The organism is Bradyrhizobium sp. USDA 372 (genome assembly GCF_053629095.1).
This window is the reverse complement of the sequence record NZ_JBRJHR010000001.1, coordinates 2743689-2761127: the sequence shown is the minus strand read 5'-3', so window position 1 is coordinate 2761127 and position 17439 is coordinate 2743689. Positions and strand designations below refer to the sequence as shown.

Below are 17439 nucleotides of genomic sequence, written 5' to 3'. Positions count from 1 at the left end.
GCGGCGCGTTAAAAAAGCGACACAAGACAGAGGAGACGTCGCATGCAGGTGACCGGCAAGGTCGTGGTCGTCACGGGCGGCGCAAACGGCATCGGCAAGGCGCTGTGCGAGGCCTTTCACAATGCGGGTGCGGCCAAGGTCGTGGTCGCGGACATGGACGCCGCCAATGCGAGAGCGGTCGCCGCCATGGTCGACGGCGCCGCCTTCAAATGCGACGTCGCGCAGGAAAAGGACATCGTCCACGTCATCGAGGAGACCGAGCGGCAGTTCGGGCCGATCGCGCTGTTCTGCTCCAATGCCGGCATCGGCGGCGGCTTCGATCCGATGTCGGAGAATGCCGGTGGCGCGTCCGACGAGCCGTGGCAGCGCAGCTGGGCGATCCACGTCATGGCGCATGTCTATGCGGCGCGGCATCTCGTCCCCCGCATGAGGGCGCGCGGCGGCGGCTATTTCCTCAACACAATCTCGGCCGCCGGCCTGTTGTCGCAGGTGGGCAGTCCGGCCTATTCGACGACGAAGCACGCCGCGGTCGGTTTTGCCGAGAACCTCGCGATCTCGCACAAGGCCCACAACATCAAGGTCTCGATCCTGTGTCCGCAGGGTGTCGACACCAACATGCTGCGCTCGATCCCCAAGGGCCCGCAATCCGGCGACGGCGACCTGACGCCCGAGCAGGTGGCGAAAGACGTGCTCGCCGGCCTCGAGCAGGAAACATTCCTGATCCTGCCGCACCCGCAAGTGCTCGGCTACATGCGCAAGAAGACCGAGAACTACGACCGCTGGATCGGCGGCATGGCCAAGATCCAGGCCAAGATGCGGGACGAGTTCGGGAAGTAGACGCCGCGATTGATGCTGTCATGCCGCGCCTAGTGCGCAATTGCGCACGGGGGGCGGGGCATCTCAGTACGCCGCGGCGTGTCGGCTCAACACAACCGTCTCGGCGTACTGGATCGCCCGGTCAAGCCGGGCGATGACACCGATAGTGTGGCTACACCGCCGCTTCCTCCACCCGGCTCTGTCTGAGCGCCTGCGCATAGAGCATCATGCCCTCGCGCACAGTGCGCTGCTCGGCCGGCGTCAGCGCCGCCAGCGCGCCGCGCACCTGCTGGCGGCCGAACGCATGCAGTGCTTCCTGCGTGCGCCGCCCCTTTGCCGTCAGCGACAGCCGCTTGCTGCGCGCATCCGCCTCGTCCGGCATCTCCTTGAGCTCGCCGCAATCGATCAGCTTGCGCACCAGGCGGCTGACGCTGGATTTCTCCAGCCGCAGGAAATCGCCGAGCTCGCCCGAATTCATCGGACCGCGGATGCCGATCTCCAGGATGGTGTGGACCGCGGAGGGCGGATAGCCCGAGGCCGCCACCGTGGCGTCCATGAAGCCGAGCTCGCGCACCATCAGGCGCGAGGCGGCGCGGATGTCGTCGATCAGCAAGAGTTCGACCATGGCTTGACTCGGCCCATATCGTTGTATCATACAACTATATGCGCGCAACGGCGCGCGCAAGTGTTTTGGAGTGGACCATGAGCGGAGCTTTGCCGGCAGGTCATCGGATGAGCGGCAAGGTCTGCTTGGTCACGGGCGGCGGCAGCGGCATCGGGCGCGCCACGGTGCTGCGGATGGCATCCGAAGGGGCGGAGGCGGTCATCGTCGCCGGCCGGCGCGAGGCCGAGATCGAGGCCACCGCCGCCGCGTGCCGCGAGCTCGGCACCGAGGCGATCGCGCTCAAGACCGACATCACGAAGGACGACGAGGTCGCGCGCCTCGTCGGCACGGCCGTCGAGCGCTGCGGCCGGCTCGACGTCGCCTTCAACAATGCCGGCTTCCAGGAGCGCCGGGCGCCGCTGGAGGAACAGGGCACGGAGATCTACGACAGCGTGTTCGACACCAATGTTCGCGCGCTGTTCCTGTGCCTGCGCCATCAATTGCCGGCGATGCTGGCGAAAGGCCGCGGCAGCATCGTCGTCAACGCCTCCGTCAGCGGCGTGCGCAACCCCAATCCCGGCTTCTCGCTCTATTCGGCCTCCAAGGCTGCCGCGATCTCGCTGACGCGCTCGGCGGCGATGGAGAACGCGCCGCGCGGCATCCGCATCAACGCCGTCGCGCCCGGCCGCGTCGTCACCGACATGATGCTGCGCGCCGGCGTCGGCGATGTTGCGACGGTCAGCGCCGGCCTGCCGTTGCGGCGGATGGGCAGCCCGGAGGAAGTGGCCGAGGCCGTGGTGTGGCTGTCGTCGGATGCGTCGTCCTATGTCGTCGGCCACGTGCTCGCCGCGGATGGAGGATTTCTGGCGTCGTGATGCCGTAGCCGGGATGACCGCGCGTCAGTGTTTCTGCCCGTACAGCACCGGTACCGCGGAATCCACGACGACCTCCACGAGGCACGTCCCCTCGTGCGCTATCCCGCGCTTCAGCGCTTCGCCCAGCTCCGCCGCCTTCGTCACCCGCATCGCATGGCAGCCCATGCCCTCGGCAAGCCGGACGAAATCGATCCCCGGCAGCTCCAGCCCCGGCACGTTCCGCACCTGCATCACCTGGCTGAACGAGCGCATCGCGCCGTAGCCGGAATTGTTGATGACGACGACGGTGAGCGGCAGCTTGCGCTGCGCCGCGGTCCAGAGCGCCTGGATCGAATACATCGCCGAGCCGTCACCGATCAGGCACACCGTGCGCTGCTTCGGCTTGCCCAGCGCCATGCCGACCGCAGCCGGCAGGGAGTAGCCGAGGCCGCCGCTCGACATAGTGTAGAAACTGTCCTGGCCGCGCATCGGCATGAATTTTTGCATCGCCGGCCGGTGCGAGGGCACTTCCTCGACCAGCGAGGCGCCGTCGGGCATCGCCTGCGACAGCGCATGCAGCAGGAATTCGACCGGCAGCGGATCGGCGGCCTGCGGCGCCGGCGGCAGCGTGCGGCCTTTTGGCGTGACGCGCTTGCTCTCGGGCAGCAGGTCGAGCAGCAGGCTCAGCGCTGGCTTCATCGTGGCGATGACGCTGGTGCCGACCGGCGTCACCGCGGCAGCATCCGCATCATCCGTGATCTGGAAGATGCTCGCGCCGCCGTCGAAGATCGCGGCGTGGCCCTCGACGTGGAAGGTGAACACCGGCGCGCCGATGACGACGATGAGATCGTACTCGCGCAGCGCGTCGGACAACTGGGCCGGCGAGGCATGTAGAAAGCCCGCAAATTGCGGATGCCGCTCGGGGAAGGAGCAGCGGGCCGAGAACGGACTGACCCAGACGCTCGCCTTGGCCTTCTCGGCAACGCGCACCATCAGTTCGACCGCGCCGGCGCGATCGATTCCGGGGCCGACGACGAGGGCAGGGTGCTTTGCCGAGCCGAGCGCAGCCACCAGCGCCTTCATCGGCTCCAGCTCTGGCCCGATCTCGCGACTGACCTTGCGCGCCGCGATCGGTGCGCAGGCATGGGCCCAGTCGTCGATCGGGATCGACACGAAGGTCGGCCCGCACGGCGGCTGCATTGCGGTGTAATAGGCGCGCGCGATCGCGGCCGGCACGTCCTCGGCCCGCGCCGGCTCGACGCTGTACTTGACGTAAGGCCGCGGAAACTCCGAGGCGCGCTCGGCATAGAGGAACGCCTGCAAGGGAAGAATCGAGCGCGCCTGCTGGCCCGCGGTGATCACCAGCGGCGTCTGGTTGCGGTGCGCGGTGTAGATGTTGCCGAGCGCGTTGCCGACGCCGGCGGCCGAATGCAGGTTGACGAAACCCGCATTGCGCGTCGCCTGGGCGTAGCCATCGGCCATGCCGACGGCAGAGGCTTCCTGCAGCGCCAGCACGTAGTCGATATCGCCGGGCCAGTCGCTGAGGAACGGCAGCTCGGTCGAACCAGGGTTGCCGAACAGCCTGTCGATGTCGAAGGCGCGCAAGAGGTCGAGCGTTGCCTGCTTGACGGTGACGGACTTGCTGCCGGTCTTGCCGTTCTTGGCCATGGTTTCCGTCCCTGTTTATTGGCGCATTACTAGCCCCGCCCGTCATTGCGAGCGAAGCGAAGCAATCCAGAATCTCTCCGCGGAGGCAGTCTGGATTGCTTCGTCGCTTCGCTCCTCGCAATGACGAGGAGAGACTATTACCACACCGCCGTGCCCTTCATCGTCGGCTGCGCTTCCGCGTTCGCGGTCCAAAGCTCCATGCTCTCGCCGCTGTCATTGGCGTTGACCGAGAACTCCGTGCCCTCGAACAGCGGCTGCAGCCCGCGATAGGTGAACTTCTTCGGCGCCTTGCCGCCGCGCAGCTTCGCCGCCATCTCGACGATCAGCGCCGCCTGCAGCGGGCCGTGGAAGATCAGGCCCGGATAGCCCTCGACCTTGGTGACGTAATCGCGGTCGTAATGGATGCGGTGGCCGTTGAAGGTCAGCGCGGAGTAGCGGAACAGCAGCACGGGATCGGACACATGCGTTTCGCGATGCTGCGCCTGCGGCGGCGGAGGCGGGGCCTTGCCGCCCGCCGGCGCGCTGCCCGTCATCTCGCGATAGACGATATCCTGTCGCTCGCGGATGGCCGTGCCCCTCGGCGAGGAGATGCTGTGCTCGACCGAGACGAAGCACAGCGTGCCGGTCGATCCGGTCTTGATCTGCACGTCGGCGATGCGCGAGGTCCGCGTCGATTCATCGCCGACCTGCAGCGGCTGCAGGAACTCGATCTCGCCGCCCGCCCACATCCGGCGCGGCAGCGGCACCGGCGGCAGGAAGCCGCCGCGGGTCGGGTGGCCGTCGGGGCCGAGCATCGACATCGGAAACACCGGCTGCGCCAGGCACCAGTGCACCGTGAACGGCGCAACGTCGCCCGCCTTGGGCTCGCCGACCTCCTGGAACAATGTCGCGCGCAGGCCCTTCACTAGCTGCGCGGTGACGACGTCGGTGGCCTCCTGGCTGCGGCCGATCCATTGCCGCAAATGATCGATGTCGAGCTTCTCGGTCATGACGCCTCGCTCTGTTTATTTGGACTGGGGACGCTCGCCGATGGCGGGCACGGCGCCGTAAGAGCGCGTCTCGCCGACGACGATCGGCGCCGGCGCGGGATAGCTGACGCGGCCGTTCGGCGTGTCGACCTCGATGCGGCGCAGATGCGGATGGCTGGTGAGGTCGGCCATGGTGTTGACCTCGGCAAAGGCGATGTCGGCGTCCGACAGCCGCTTCAACAGCTCATCGCGCGTCATCCTGCCGAAGATGTCGGCCACGGTCTTGTCGGTGAAATCCCGGTTACGCACGCGCTCGACCATGTTGGCGACGCGGGGATCGGCCGGCAGGTCCGGGTGGTCGAGCACCTTGGCGCACAGCGTCTTCCACTCGCGCTCGCTCTGGATCGAGATCAATATGTCCTTGCCGTCCCTGGAGGTGAACACGCCATAGGGCGCGATCGAGGGATGGCGCAGGCCCATGCGCTTGGGCGGATTGCCGGCCTCGGCATTAAGCAGCGGCACGGTGCACCAGTCCGCCATCACGTCGAACATGGAGATGCGGATGTCGGCGCCCTTGCCGCTGCGCCCGCGCGCGATCAGCGCCTCCAGGATCGCCGCATGCGCGGTGGCGCCGGTCGCGACGTCCACGATCGACATGCCGACGCGCGAGGCGCCGTCGGGATTGCCGGTGATCGAGGCAAGGCCGCTCTCGGCCTGGATCAGGAGATCATAGGCCTTGCGATGGGCGTAGGGGCCCTCGTCGCCATAGCCGGTAATTGTGCACGAGATCAGCTTTGGATAGTCCTTCAGCAGCCGCTCGCGCGAGAAGCCGAGCTTGTCCATCGAGCCCGGCTTCAAGTTCTGGATCAGGACGTCGGCACCCGCGATCAGCTTCTCCAGCTCGGCGCGGCCTTCCTTTGTCGTGAGATCGACCACAGCTGATTGCTTGCCGCGGTTGAGCCAGACGAAATAGCTGCTCTGGCCCTTGGCCGCCGCGTCATAGCCGCGGGCGAAGTCGCCTTCGGGCCGCTCGATCTTGATCACCTCCGCGCCGGCATCCGCCAGGCGCGATGAGCAGAACGGCGCCGCCACCGCCTGCTCGACCGCAATCACCCTGATCCCGTCAAGTGCTCCCATGGCCCGACCTCAGTACGAGCGCGGCATGCCGAGCACGTGCTCGGCGACGAAGGACAGCACGAGGTTGGTCGAGATCGGCGCCACCTGATAGAGCCGCGTCTCGCGGAACTTGCGCTCGACGTCGTATTCCTCGGCAAAGCCGAAGCCGCCATGGGTCTGGATGCAGGCATTCGCCGCTTCCCAGGACGCATCCGCCGCCAGCATCTTGGCCATGTTGGCCTCCGCGCCGCAATCGAGCCCGGCTTCATATTTGCGCGTGGCTTCCTTCACCATCAGTTCGGCGGCACGCATCGAAGCATAGGCCTTGGCGATCGGAAACTGGATGCCCTGATTCTGGCCGATCGGCCGGCCGAACACGGCGCGCTCCTTGGCGTAGTTCGTCGCCTTCGCGATGAACCACTTGGCGTCGCCGACGCATTCGGCCGCGATCAGGATGCGCTCGGCATTCATGCCGGACAGGATGTAGCGAAAGCCCTTGCCTTCCTCACCGATCAAATTCTCCGCCGGCACCCTCATATCGGTGAAGAACACTTCGGTGGTGGCGTGGTTCATCATGGTGCGGATCGGGCGGATCTCGAGGCCGTTGCTCTTGGCCTCGCGCATGTCGACGATGAAAACCGAAAGGCCATCGGTGCGCTTCTTGACCTGATCCTTCGGCGTGGTGCGCGCCAGCAGCACCATCAGGTCGGAATGCTCGGCGCGGCTGGTCCAGATCTTCTGGCCGTTGACGATGTAGCTGTCGTTGCCGTCCTTGCGCGCGAACGTCTTCAGCGAGGAGGTGTCGGTGCCGCTGGTCGGCTCGGTGACGCCGAACGCCTGCAGGCGCAATTCGCCGCTCGCGATCTTCGGCAGGTATTTTGCCTTCTGCTCGGCATTGCCGTGCCGCAGCACCGTGCCCATCGTGTACATCTGGGCGTGACAGCCGCCGCCGTTGCAGCCCGCGCGCTGGATCTCCTCCAGGATCGCCGCGGCCGCCGACAGCTTCAGGCCCGCGCCGCCGTATTCCTCGGGGATCAGCACCGAGAGATAGCCGGCCTCGGTCAGCGCATCGACGAACGCCTTGGGGTAGGCCATCTCGCGATCGAGCTTGCGCCAGTATTCCCCGGGGAACTGCGCGCAGAGTTTGGCAACGGCCTCGCGGATGTCGGCGTAATCTTCGGTGTGGTGTTCTTGACTCATGGCGTTTCCAATTCTTAGCGGCAGTTAAGATAACGCCGGCCAACCCACGGGCGTTGTGAAAACAATGCCCGCCCCCTATGCTCATTTGTTATAGCGTATGGAGTAGCCTTCCAGGATTGGCAAGCATGGATTTCCGGCAGCTCAGGACCTTCAGTTGCGTGGCGGAGCTCGGCAGCCTGTCCAAGGCCTCCGACACCTTGCGCGTGGCGCAGCCGGCGCTCTCCCGGCAGATCAAGCTGCTGGAACACGAGCTGCGCACTGAACTCTTCACGCGCAACGGCCGCGGCATGGTGCTGACCGAGGCCGGCCGCCTCCTGCTCGCGCGCACCTCCGGCATCGTGCGGCAGATCGACCAGATCCGCGACGATATCCAGTCGGCCAAGGGGCCGCCCTCGGGTCAGGTCGTGCTCGGCCTCGTTCCGACCGTGAGCTGCGTGCTGTCGGCGCGCTTCGCACGGCGCTGCGTCGAAAAATTTCCCGGCATCTCGCTGCGCATCGTCGAAAGCTACAGCGGCCATCTGGTCGAATGGCTGCATCGTGGCGAGATGGACCTCGCCATCCTCTACGGCCGCTCGGCCGATCTGCATCTCAACGTGCAGAGCCTGGGGCGCGACAACATCGTCGCGGTCGGCCCGCGCGGCTGCGGGCTGGCGCGGAAGAAGAATGTCGACATCGGCTGGCTGCTGCGGCAGCGGCTGGTGCTGCCCTCTCATTCCCACGGCCTCCGCGCGCTGATCGAGCACGCCGCGGCCCAGCGCAAGATCAAGCTCGACGTCCAGCTGGAGGCGGATTCGTTCCGCGTGCTGACCAGCCTGGTCGAGGAGGGCCTCGGCTTCGCGCTGCTGCCGCCGTCCTCGGTCCACGGCGAGGTCGCGGACGGGCGGCTGGAAACCGCCCCCGTATCCAAGCCGATGACGCGCGAGCTCATCTTTGCTTCTCCAATCGACCGCCCGGCCTCGACGGCCTCGCTCGCCATCACCGCGCTGTTGCGCGAGGAGGTCGCCGCCTGCCGCAAGGACGGCGTGTGGGACATCAAGTTGAGTTAGATGGCGTGTGGTAGAACAGCCAGGCGCCGACTTGCCTTCGCATCTGGCGCGAGCTGTCATGCCGGAATTTTATAGCTGGGGGAGGTGTGATAGCCGAGCGTTAGGGACGACGTGCTCCTAGCCCCACCCTCGGTGTCATTGCCCGCGAAGGCGGGCAATCCAGTATTCCAGAGACAGCAGTGCTTGAACCGAGAAGCCGCGGCGTACTGGATGCCCCGCCTTCGCGGGGCATGACAGCGGAGTTTTGGAGAGGCGCCTTGCCTCAAAGAACTCCGCAGAGCGGCGCCTACCCCGGTATCCTCACCGGCAGCGTCTCATATCCCTTGATGAAGCTCGAATAGATCCGCTTCGGCTCGCCGACCACCTCGATGCGGTCGAACCGCTTCAGCATCTCCTCCCAGATGATCCGTAGCTGCAGCTCGGCAAGGCGCATGCCGACGCAGCGGTGGATGCCGAAGCCGAAGGACAGGTGCGTGCGCGGGCGCGGGCGGTCGATGATGAACTCGTTCGGCTTCTCGAACATCTCCTCGTCGCGGTTGCCGGAGACGTACCACATCACGACGCGGTCGCCCTTCCTGATGTGCTTGCCGCCGATCTCGGTATCGGCAAGCGCCGTGCGCCGCATATGCGCCAGCGGCGTCTGCCAGCGGATCACCTCCGGCACCATGGAATCGATCAGCTCCGGGTTGGCGCGCAGCTTGTCGTATTGTTCGGGATTCTCGTTCAGCGCCAGCACCGAGCCGGTCATGGTGTTGCGCGTGGTGTCGTTGCCGCCGACGATGAGCAGGATGATGTTGCCCATGAGGTTGTCGGGGTCCATGTGCCGCGTGGCCTCGTTGTGGGCCATCAGCGACAATAGATCGTTGCGCGGCGCCGAGTTGACGCGCTCGTTCCAGAGCTTGGACATGTAGGCGTAGCACTCGTCCATCTCGCGGCGGCGCTCTTCGGCGCTGGCGACGATGCCGCTCTTGGGCAGCGCGGTCGAGACGTCCGACCAGCGCGTCAGCTTGCGCCGCTCTTCCCAGGGGAAGTCGAACAGGGTCGCCAGCATCTGCGTGGTCAGCTCGATCGAGACCCGCTCGACGAAGTTGAAGGTCTCGTTGCGCGGCAGATTGTCCAGCACGGTCTGCGAGCGCTGCCGAATGAGTTTGGCCAGCTCGTCCAGATGTGTCGGCGTGAACATCGGCGATACCGTCTTGCGCTGCGCCGAATGCCGGGGCTGGTCCATCGCGATGAAGCTCGGATAGTCGTAGCCTTCCGGCACGTCGCGGATCGAGATGCCGCCGAGCTTGGAGTCCGATGAGAAGATGCCGTGATTGGTGTCGACATGTATGATGTCGTTGTATTTCACCACCGACCAGTACGGCTCGATCGGCGCATTGGTGCAGTAATGCACCGGCTCTTCGTTGCGCAGCCGCTCGAACCAGGGCCACAGCGTATCGTCCTGGAACAACCGGGGCGCGCCGGGGTGGAACTGCGACAACGGCGTCGCATAGGCCTCCTCGCGGGCCCTGCGCACGCGTTCGGCCTTGTCGGATTTGACCGGCGCTTGGATGTTCATGATCGTGGCTCCAGTTGCGTTCGACTCACGCCGCAATCTTCACCGGCAGCGTCTCGATACCCTTCACGAAACTCGAATAGACCCGCGTGGGTTCGCCGACCACGTCAATATGGTCGAATCGCTTGAGAATTTCCTCCCAAATAATCTTGAGCTGAAGCTCGGCAAGCCGCAGGCCCACGCAACGGTGAATGCCGAAGCCGAAGGACAGGTGGGTGCGTGGGCGCGCGCGATCGATGATGAATTCGTAAGGCTTGTCGATCGCCTCCTCGTCGCGGTTGCCCGAGACGTACCACATCACGACCTTGTCACCCTTCTTGATCTGCTTGCCGCGGAACTCGAAGTCGGAGAGCGCCGTGCGGCGCATATGCGCCAGCGGCGTCTGCCAGCGGATCACCTCCGGCACGAAGCTGTCGAGCAGATCAGGGTTCTCGCGCAGCTTGCGATATTGGTCGGGATGCTGGCTCAGCGCGAGAAGCGAGCCCGACATGGTGTTGCGGGTGGTGTCATTGCCGCCGACGATCAACAGAACGAGATTGCCGAGGAAGTTCTTTGCATCCATGTCGCGCGTAGCAGTGCCATGCGCCATCATCGACAGCAGGTCGCTCTTCGGCGGCTGTTCGATGCGCTCCTTCCAAAGGCGGGAGAAGTAGGCGGCGCATTCGGCGAGTTCGGCCTGCCGCTCGTCCTCGGTCGCGACGAGACCGTCGGGGCCGGGAATCGTGGTGGCGACGTCCGACCAGCGCGTCAGCTTGCGGCGGTCCTCCCAGGGGAAGTCGAACAGCACCGCCAGCATCTGCGTCGTGAGCTCGATCGAGACGCGGTCGACCCAGTCGAACACCTCGCCGCGGGGCAGATTGTCCAGGCACTCGGCCGAGCGCTTGCGGATGTTGATGGCGAGATTGTCCAGGTGCGTCGGCGTGAACATCGGCGCCACGGTCTTGCGCTGGGCTGCATGGCGCGGCGGATCCATCGAAATGAAACTCTCGCGGCGCAGATCCGGATCGATGTCGCGGATGGTGATGCCGCCGAGCGAGGAAGCGGAGGAGAACACCGCATGGTTGGTCTCGATCTCCATGATGTCGTTGTAGCGCGTCACCGACCAGTACGGCCCGAACATCGAGTCCTTGCAATAGTGCACGGGATCTTCCCGGCGCAGCCGATCGAAATAGGGCCAGAACGTATCGGTCCTGAACAACTCAGGGTCGCCCGGATCGAATTGCTCCAGCGGCAGCGACGTTGCGCGCGCGCGCAATGCGTCGAGCTTGGCCGCGCTTTCGATGGTCCCGTGCATGACCGTTCTCCCTGGGTATGAACCGCGCGTCGTTGAATTCTGCGCTGCGGTATTTGATTTGCAATTACAGCCGGTTGTCTGCGCCGGGGCAAGGGAGAGTTTTGCCACATCCAACCCTTGAGCGTAGGCCGAATGGAAGCGCGTAGCCTGGATGGAGCGCAAGCGAAATCCGGGAATCGTGCCGCTGCCGCTGTCCTGGATTGCGCGTCGCTCCATCCAGGCTACGGGACATCGACGAGCGTGATCCCCCGCACACCGTTTTGTCGTGGAAGCATGGCAGAAACCGACCGGAATCGAGCTGAATCGAACCCGCCCATCTTGGGGATCGACTAACCTCTGATCTATAGTTTGACCGGAACAGATCCGCATCCCGAGGTTGCTGCCGTGAACGACATGCAATGGACCCCGATCGGGTCCGAACCCTTACCCCCGCCGCTGCCGCCGACGCGGGTCGATTTCTCCGGCAATCGCTCCGAGTTCCGCAAACTGGTCACCAAGGGTGCCTTGCTGGAGCTGGTCACCTTCGGCTTCTACCGGTTCTGGCTCGTCACCGACATCCGCCGTCATCTGTGGACGCACACCGCGATCGACGGTGATGCGGCCGAATACACCGGGCGGGCCAGGGAGCTCCTGGTCGGCTTCCTGTTCGCGCTCGCGATCCTGGTGCCGATCTATCTCGCCTATTTTCTCGTTGGCATCGAGTTCGAGCGCTGGCAAGGCTTCGCCTCGACGCCGCTGTTCATCGCCTTCTACGCCTTCGGCCAGTTCGCGATTTTTCGCGCGCGGCGCTACCGCCTGACGCGCACGGTCTGGCGCGGCGTCCGCTTCTGGATGGACGGCTCGGGCTGGGCCTACGCGTTTCGCGCCATGCTGTGGGGCTTGCTGGTATTCCTGACGCTCGGCCTGGCGCTGCCCTGGCGCGAGGCTGCGCTCGAACGCTACAAGATGCGGCACACCCATTACGGCGATCTCCGCGGCGACTTCGAAGGCGACGGCTGGACCTTCTTCAAGCGCGGCTGGTGGCTATGGCTGCTCAGCCCGATCGCACTCTTCATCTTCCCGCTCGCACCGTTCTTCTACGCCGAGTTCAAGGCGCGCGAATGGCGCTGGTGGCTCGACGGCATCCGGATCGGCGGTGTCGGCCTGTCCTCGAACCTGCCGCACGACGCCTTCTACGGCCTGTACTGGAAAGTGATCGGCTGGTGGATGCTGCTCACGGTCGCGTTCGCGGCCTATATGGGCGGCAGCGCCTTGCTCGTCGTCACGCTGACCGGCGTTCCGGCCGAGGAGATCTTCGCCGGCGACAATGCGACGAAGAGCATCCCGATGGTGGCGATGATGGTGATCGGCTATTTCGCGCTCGCCCTTGCCATCAACATCGTCATGCGCGTCTATCTTCAGCGCGATCTCTGGGCCAAGGTGCTGGAGACCGTCGAGGTGCACAACATCGGGACCGCGGCGGACGTGCGCGGCAGCGGTCAGCTTGCCAGCGCGCTCGGCGAAGGCTTTGCCGACGGACTCGATGTCGCGGGATTCTGAGCTGTGAGTGACGTGTTTGCCGAGACCCCGGCGCAGTCGGCCAAGCCGACCATCTTCTTCGACGGCGTCTCGAGCCGCAGACGGCAAGTGACGCTGATCCTCGGCGATGCGCTCGAGATCGCCGAGGACGGCGCGACGCCCGTTCGCTGGGCCTATGCCGACATTCGCCGCTCCGACGGTCCCCCTGGAATCCTGCGCCTGGCTGCGACGTCAGCACCGCCTCTGGCCCGGCTGGAGATCCGCGATGCCGCGCTCGCCGCCGAGGTGGTCGCCCGCTGCACGCGTCTCGACGAGCACCAGACGACGCGCCGCGGTGTCGCCAAGATCGTGGGCTGGTCGGTTGCCGCCGCCGTCTCCATCGTCTGCGTCGTCCTGTTCGGCGTGCCGCTCGCCGCTGACCGGCTCGCGCCGCTGGTGCCCAAGCCCGTGGAACGGCGCATTGGCGATGCCGCCGAGGTCCAGATGAAGACCATTTTCGGCCGCAGCGTCTGCGAAGACCCCGCGGGCAAGGCCGCCTTCACGAAGCTCGTCAACCGCCTGCGCGATGCGGCCGGCCTCGACGATACCATGACGGCCGGCGTGCTGCCGACCGCGGTGCCGAATGCCTTCGCGCTGCCCGGCGGCAAGGTGTTCGTGCTGAAGGGCCTGCTCGACAAGGCCGAGAATCCCGACGAGCTTGCCGGCATCCTCGCCCACGAGCTCGGCCATCTCAAGCATCACGACAACATGCGCGGCCTGATCTATAACGGCGGCACCTCGTTCCTGATCGGCCTGTTGTTCGGCGACATCACCGGCTCATCGGCCGTGATCTTCGCCTCGCGCAGCCTGGTCGAGGCCTCCTATTCGCGCGAAGCCGAGACCGGCGCCGACACCTTCGCGATCGAGACAATGCATGCGCTCGGCCGTTCGCCGAAACCTGCGGCCCAATTGATGTTCCGCATCACCGGCAAGGAAGGCGGCTCCTCGCTCGCCACGATTCTTGCCAGCCATCCGCTGACCGAGGACCGCCTCGCGCGCATGACGACGGAGGATCGGCCCGTCAGCGGCCCACCGCTGCTGACCGACAAGGAGTGGCAGGCGCTGAAGGGCATTTGCGGCAGTGGGAAGGTGTGAGGGCCCGCTCTCAGCGCATCACTTCGCCGGCGCGGCAGGTGGATTCGATCCGGTCGTGACGCTCGGCGCGTTGTTCGGATTGGTCGACGTCGCCTGCGGACCCACCTCGCGTCCGTTGTAGAAGAAGACGGCGGCGACCACGGCGATCACGAAGATCGCGCCGATCGCCCAGGCCACCGGGCTGTTGCGGCGCGCTCTGTCGGCCCTGCGGTCATCATTCTGATAGGTCATCGTGCTCTCCATGCTAGAGCAGGAGAACCTCGCGCGATGGAAGCTGTTCCTAAAGCGCGCGCAGCGCTTACCGCGTTCCGTAGGCGCGGTCGCCGGCATCGCCGAGGCCCGGCAGGATGAACCCGTTGTCGTCGAGCCCTTCATCCACCGCCGCGGTCCAGATCGGCACGTCCGGATGCAATCCGCGCAGCCGCTCGAGCCCTTCAGGAGCTGCGATCAGGCAGGCAAGGCGGATGTCCCTGGCGCCGCGCTCCTTCAGCCGGTCGATGGCGGCGACGGCGGTGTTGGCGGTGGCGACCACCGGCGTCACCACGATGGCGAGGCGCTCGCCGAGGTCAGAGGGCGATTTGAAGAAATACTCCACCGCCGCGAAGCTGTGCGGCTCGCGGTAGAGGCCGATATGGGCGACGCGAGCGGTCGGCACCAGGTCCATCATGCCGTCGACGAAGGTGGTGCCAGCGCGCAGCATCGGCACGAACACCAGCTTCTTGCCGGCGATCTTGGCCGAATGCATCGTCGCCAGCGGCGTCTCGATGACGGTGTCGGCGAGCGGTAGGTCGCGCGTCACCTCGTAGCACAGCAGCATGCCGATCTCCTTGATCAGCTCGCGGAACGACTTGGTCGAGATGGACTTGTCCCGCACCAGCGTCAGCTTGTGCTGCACCAGCGGATGATCGACGATCGTGACGCCTTCCATAATGAGATGCTCCTGAAATTTCACCGAGGCGTCGTTGCGAGCGCAGCGAAGCAATGCAGGATCCCTCCGCGGTCGGACACTGGATTGCTTGGCTGCGCTCGCAATGACGCGCGTGGTCGAAAATCTCTATCCATTCTCTAAAACACCGTGCCGTCGCTGATCACCTTGAGCGGCGGCGATCCATCGCGGCGGCGTGCAAAGGCGATGGCGCGGCCGGCGGCCCAGGTGCCGCCTTCGAGAATGCTGGCGAGCGGCAATGTCTCGGACGTACGGCCGAGCTTGACGCGAACCAGTTCGGCAAGGCGATCCAGCAGAGCAACGGTCAGCGCGCGCCACTCCACGACGAGCAGCGAGTCCACCGCATGCGCGCGCTCGGCATCCGCGGCTTCGCGCAGGCGCAGCACCTCATGGTCGACGAACAGGCCGCCATTGCGATATTCGGCAAGCCCGGTCAGGCCGTCGATGTCGGTCACCTCGAAGCCGGCGCGCTGCAGCGGCTCGATCAGCGAATAGCTCAGCCATTGCGATAGTTTGTGCAGCGGCACGAGGCCCGCAGTGCCGTCGTCCGCCTTGATCGCAGGATGGCGCCAGCAATCGCCGAGCGGGACGCCCGCGAGCTCGAGCCGCGACGGCCAGATCGGCCCGAGCTGGTTCAGCACCGCGGACAGGATCGCGGGCGCAGCAACAGTGCCGCCGATCGCCCGCGCCGCGATATGATCGAACAGCCCGCCCGGCCGCGGCGTATCGTGCAAGCCGAACACGTCCGCACGCTCCGAGACCTGCTTGCCCAGACGACGCAGCAGGTCGGTGCGTCCCTCCAGGCCGAGCAGCGGGTTGACGTCGCTCACCTGAAAGGCGGAGGCGATGGAGGCGAGGGGCAGTCTTGCGAGCACATCCGCATCGGCCCTGAACGGCGCCCTGGCATCGTGCGAAAACAGCCCGCTCGCGAACATGTCGAGGCTCGCGATCGCAAGCCCTTCCGATCGGCCTACTTCTGCTCCCGTCACGGCGTCGCGATAGCGCCACGCCGCGCCGGCGCCGGCGTCGAGCAGCACGCTGACGATGGCGAGGTCGAACTCGGCGCGCGCCCGCGCCGCGCGATCCGGCCAGGACGCAGCATCGGCAAGCCGGGCCCAGCGGTCGACGCCGCCGAGCACGAAGTGCCGCCAGCGCGCATGGAACGGAATGTCGAGCGTCGGATAGGCTTTACGTGTCACCGCGAGCACGGCATCGGCAACGCCATCCATGCGGTCGAGATCAACGGTGAAATGGGTGAGCCCGCCGGCAAGGCCGAGCTCGAGTATCTGCCCGGCGCGCGCGCGAACCGCCTTTGCGGTGAGCAGTGCGCGCGCCTGTGATTCCAAAGCGTCCGCCATCGCGATCAGTATTTTTCCAGCGAACGCCCGACCACGCCGTTGACGTCCTTCTCCGGCGCGATGTCGGTGGAGTAATAGCCGGCAGCTTTCTTCGCGGCGATCTCGACATGAGCATCGGCCGGAATCAGCTCCAGCGGGATCGGCACGCGCTCGACGATGTCGATGCCTTGCGAGGTCAGCGCATCGTATTTCATGTCGCTCATCGACAGGAAACGGTCGATGCGCTTGAGGCCGAGCCAGTGGATCGTATCCGGCATCAATTGCTGGAAGCGCGCGTCCTGGACGCCGGCCACGCACTCGGTGCGCTCGAAATAGGCGGCGGCCGCATCGCCGTCCTCCTGCCGCTTGCGCGCATTGTAGACCAGGAATTTGGTGACCTCGCCGAGCGCGCGGCCCTCTTTCCGGTTGTAGATGACGAGCCCGAGCCCGCCCTCCTGCGCGCCGCGCGCGGATTCCTCAATGCCGTGGATCAGATAGGGCCGGCAGGTGCAGATGTCGGAGCCGAACACGTCGGAGCCGTTGCATTCGTCATGCACGCGGCAGGTGATCCTGGTGCGATGGTCCGGCAGTTTTGTCACGTCGCCGAACAGATAGACCGTAGTGCCGCCGATCGGCGGCAGGAACACCTTCATGTCCGATCGCGTGACGAGTTCGGGGAACATGCCGGCAGTCTGCTCGAACAGCGTGCGCCGCAGTTCGGTCTCGCCGGTGCCAAAGCGCGCCGCAAGGCCCGGCAGGTACCACACCGGATCGATCGCGATCTTCACCACCGAGACGCTGCCATTGGCGTGCACGACCTCGCCGTCGGCGCGGAGCCGCTTTGCGGCGATCGCTTCACGGATCTCGGGCAGGTCGAGCCGCGCCCGCGTCACTGCGATGCTCGGGCGGATGTCCGCGCCCTCGGCGATCTCCTTGCGAAAATTCTCGGCGACCAGGTGCCCCCAGGGATCGAGCGCGACGATTTTCGTGGGATCGCTCCATTGCGGGAACGGGCCGATGGTCGCGGCCGGAAAGGTGTTGGTGAGATCGGGCCTTCGAATCGGATCGAGCGCGCCGGCGGAGACCGCGAGCGCCCGGTACATCGCATAGGAGCCGCCATGGCTACCGATCACGTTACGGTCTCCGGCGCGCGATACCGTGCCGATGATCGGCCCGCGGGCGCGCGCATCAGTGGCGCCCCAATGGATCGGAAAGGCGGCCTTCCTGCCCGGCTCCGGATGGGAGGTCAGGCGGATGTGGTCGGTACGGTTGGCACGGCTCATGTCCAGGCTCCCAAAAAGCCAACGGCCCGCCGCTCGGACGGGCCTGGCTCGCTTGCGACGCCGAACCGGCGGCGCAAGCTCAATCCAACATATTGTA

General features: G+C 65.8%; 16 protein-coding genes. 5 read left to right on the top strand and 11 right to left on the bottom strand.

Annotated features, from left to right (window positions below; genetic code table 11):
- Nucleotides 1–42: 42 nt before the first annotated feature.
- Nucleotides 43–837, top strand: coding sequence for an SDR family oxidoreductase (locus AB7M16_RS13130; RefSeq protein WP_453944146.1), 795 nt, complete (start codon nt 43–45; stop codon nt 835–837).
- A 151-nt stretch (nt 838–988) separates the two neighbouring features.
- Here AB7M16_RS13130 and AB7M16_RS13125 read toward each other — a convergent pair whose 3' ends face one another.
- Complete coding sequence (locus AB7M16_RS13125) at nt 989–1441, bottom strand: MarR family winged helix-turn-helix transcriptional regulator (protein ID WP_453944145.1); 453 nt, start codon at nt 1439–1441, stop codon at nt 989–991.
- A 77-nt stretch (nt 1442–1518) separates the two neighbouring features.
- Here AB7M16_RS13125 and AB7M16_RS13120 point away from each other — a divergent pair, with 77 nt between their 5' ends.
- The gene (locus tag AB7M16_RS13120) at nt 1519–2295 is read left to right on the top strand and encodes an SDR family NAD(P)-dependent oxidoreductase (protein WP_453944144.1); all 777 of its coding nucleotides are present in this window, start codon (nt 1519–1521) and stop codon (nt 2293–2295) included.
- 24 nt (nt 2296–2319) lie between these two features.
- Here AB7M16_RS13120 and mdlC read toward each other — a convergent pair whose 3' ends face one another.
- The 4 genes from mdlC to AB7M16_RS13100 all read right to left on the bottom strand — a co-directional run bounded on the left by mdlC (nt 2320) and on the right by AB7M16_RS13100 (nt 7226).
- Nucleotides 2320–3942, bottom strand: coding sequence for a benzoylformate decarboxylase (mdlC, locus tag AB7M16_RS13115; RefSeq protein WP_453944143.1), 1623 nt, complete (start codon nt 3940–3942; stop codon nt 2320–2322).
- Between the two features lie 137 nt (nt 3943–4079).
- Nucleotides 4080–4931, bottom strand: a complete 852-nt coding sequence (locus AB7M16_RS13110) for an FAS1-like dehydratase domain-containing protein (protein WP_453944142.1) — start codon at nt 4929–4931, stop codon at nt 4080–4082.
- Nucleotides 4932–4946: 15 nt separating this feature from the next.
- Nucleotides 4947–6047: a CaiB/BaiF CoA transferase family protein gene (locus tag AB7M16_RS13105; protein ID WP_453944141.1), complete on the bottom strand. Its 1101-nt coding sequence runs from the start codon at nt 6045–6047 to the stop codon at nt 4947–4949.
- A gap of 9 nt (nt 6048–6056) precedes the next feature.
- Entirely contained in the window at nt 6057–7226 is a 1170-nt protein-coding gene (locus AB7M16_RS13100; protein ID WP_212260435.1) for an acyl-CoA dehydrogenase family protein, read from the bottom strand.
- A 125-nt stretch (nt 7227–7351) separates the two neighbouring features.
- On the opposite strand from AB7M16_RS13100, the gene AB7M16_RS13095 reads away from it, so the two are divergent.
- The gene (locus tag AB7M16_RS13095; protein ID WP_172788413.1) at nt 7352–8272 is read left to right on the top strand and encodes a LysR substrate-binding domain-containing protein; all 921 of its coding nucleotides are present in this window, start codon (nt 7352–7354) and stop codon (nt 8270–8272) included.
- Nucleotides 8273–8558: 286 nt separating this feature from the next.
- Here AB7M16_RS13095 and AB7M16_RS13090 read toward each other — a convergent pair whose 3' ends face one another.
- Entirely contained in the window at nt 8559–9833 is a 1275-nt protein-coding gene (locus AB7M16_RS13090) for a cytochrome P450 (RefSeq protein WP_453944140.1), read from the bottom strand.
- 25 nt (nt 9834–9858) lie between these two features.
- Complete coding sequence (locus tag AB7M16_RS13085) at nt 9859–11124, bottom strand: cytochrome P450 (RefSeq protein ID WP_172788411.1); 1266 nt, start codon at nt 11122–11124, stop codon at nt 9859–9861.
- A 393-nt stretch (nt 11125–11517) separates the two neighbouring features.
- On the opposite strand from AB7M16_RS13085, the gene AB7M16_RS13080 reads away from it, so the two are divergent.
- On the top strand, nt 11518–12663 hold the full coding sequence (locus tag AB7M16_RS13080; protein ID WP_172788465.1) for a YjgN family protein: 1146 nt from the start codon (nt 11518–11520) through the stop codon (nt 12661–12663).
- Between the two features lie 3 nt (nt 12664–12666).
- Entirely contained in the window at nt 12667–13776 is a 1110-nt protein-coding gene (locus AB7M16_RS13075; RefSeq protein ID WP_453944139.1) for a M48 family metallopeptidase, read from the top strand.
- An 18-nt stretch (nt 13777–13794) separates the two neighbouring features.
- On the opposite strand, the gene AB7M16_RS13070 is transcribed toward AB7M16_RS13075, so the two are convergent.
- The 4 genes from AB7M16_RS13070 to AB7M16_RS13055 form a co-directional block, all read right to left on the bottom strand.
- Complete coding sequence (locus AB7M16_RS13070; RefSeq protein WP_172788409.1) at nt 13795–14007, bottom strand: hypothetical protein; 213 nt, start codon at nt 14005–14007, stop codon at nt 13795–13797.
- A 67-nt stretch (nt 14008–14074) separates the two neighbouring features.
- Entirely contained in the window at nt 14075–14704 is a 630-nt protein-coding gene (gene upp, locus AB7M16_RS13065) for a uracil phosphoribosyltransferase (RefSeq protein ID WP_172788408.1), read from the bottom strand.
- Nucleotides 14705–14841: 137 nt separating this feature from the next.
- Entirely contained in the window at nt 14842–16080 is a 1239-nt protein-coding gene (locus AB7M16_RS13060) for a URC4/urg3 family protein (protein ID WP_172788407.1), read from the bottom strand.
- A gap of 5 nt (nt 16081–16085) precedes the next feature.
- A complete protein-coding gene (locus AB7M16_RS13055; RefSeq protein WP_172788406.1) occupies nt 16086–17342 on the bottom strand; it encodes a GTP cyclohydrolase II in 1257 nt (418 codons plus the stop codon).
- Nucleotides 17343–17439 lie beyond the last annotated feature (97 nt).

Bases quoted from the DNA above. Each gene is read 5' to 3' on its own strand.
- AB7M16_RS13085 (WP_172788411.1), bottom strand. From the start codon at position 11,124: ATGCACGGGACCATCGAAAGCGCGGCCAAGCTCGACGCATTGCGCGCG.
- AB7M16_RS13125 (WP_453944145.1), bottom strand. From the start codon at position 1,441: ATGGTCGAACTCTTGCTGATCGACGACATCCGCGCCGCCTCGCGCCTG.
- AB7M16_RS13090 (WP_453944140.1), bottom strand. From the start codon at position 9,833: ATGAACATCCAAGCGCCGGTCAAATCCGACAAGGCCGAACGCGTGCGC.
- AB7M16_RS13060 (WP_172788407.1), bottom strand. From the start codon at position 16,080: ATGGCGGACGCTTTGGAATCACAGGCGCGCGCACTGCTCACCGCAAAG.
- AB7M16_RS13080 (WP_172788465.1), top strand. From the start codon at position 11,518: ATGCAATGGACCCCGATCGGGTCCGAACCCTTACCCCCGCCGCTGCCG.
- AB7M16_RS13120 (WP_453944144.1), top strand. From the start codon at position 1,519: ATGAGCGGAGCTTTGCCGGCAGGTCATCGGATGAGCGGCAAGGTCTGC.
- AB7M16_RS13130 (WP_453944146.1), top strand. From the start codon at position 43: ATGCAGGTGACCGGCAAGGTCGTGGTCGTCACGGGCGGCGCAAACGGC.
- AB7M16_RS13105 (WP_453944141.1), bottom strand. From the start codon at position 6,047: ATGGGAGCACTTGACGGGATCAGGGTGATTGCGGTCGAGCAGGCGGTG.
- upp (WP_172788408.1), bottom strand. From the start codon at position 14,704: ATGGAAGGCGTCACGATCGTCGATCATCCGCTGGTGCAGCACAAGCTG.
- AB7M16_RS13100 (WP_212260435.1), bottom strand. From the start codon at position 7,226: ATGAGTCAAGAACACCACACCGAAGATTACGCCGACATCCGCGAGGCC.
- AB7M16_RS13070 (WP_172788409.1), bottom strand. From the start codon at position 14,007: ATGACCTATCAGAATGATGACCGCAGGGCCGACAGAGCGCGCCGCAAC.
- mdlC (WP_453944143.1), bottom strand. From the start codon at position 3,942: ATGGCCAAGAACGGCAAGACCGGCAGCAAGTCCGTCACCGTCAAGCAG.
- AB7M16_RS13055 (WP_172788406.1), bottom strand. From the start codon at position 17,342: ATGAGCCGTGCCAACCGTACCGACCACATCCGCCTGACCTCCCATCCG.
- AB7M16_RS13095 (WP_172788413.1), top strand. From the start codon at position 7,352: ATGGATTTCCGGCAGCTCAGGACCTTCAGTTGCGTGGCGGAGCTCGGC.
- AB7M16_RS13110 (WP_453944142.1), bottom strand. From the start codon at position 4,931: ATGACCGAGAAGCTCGACATCGATCATTTGCGGCAATGGATCGGCCGC.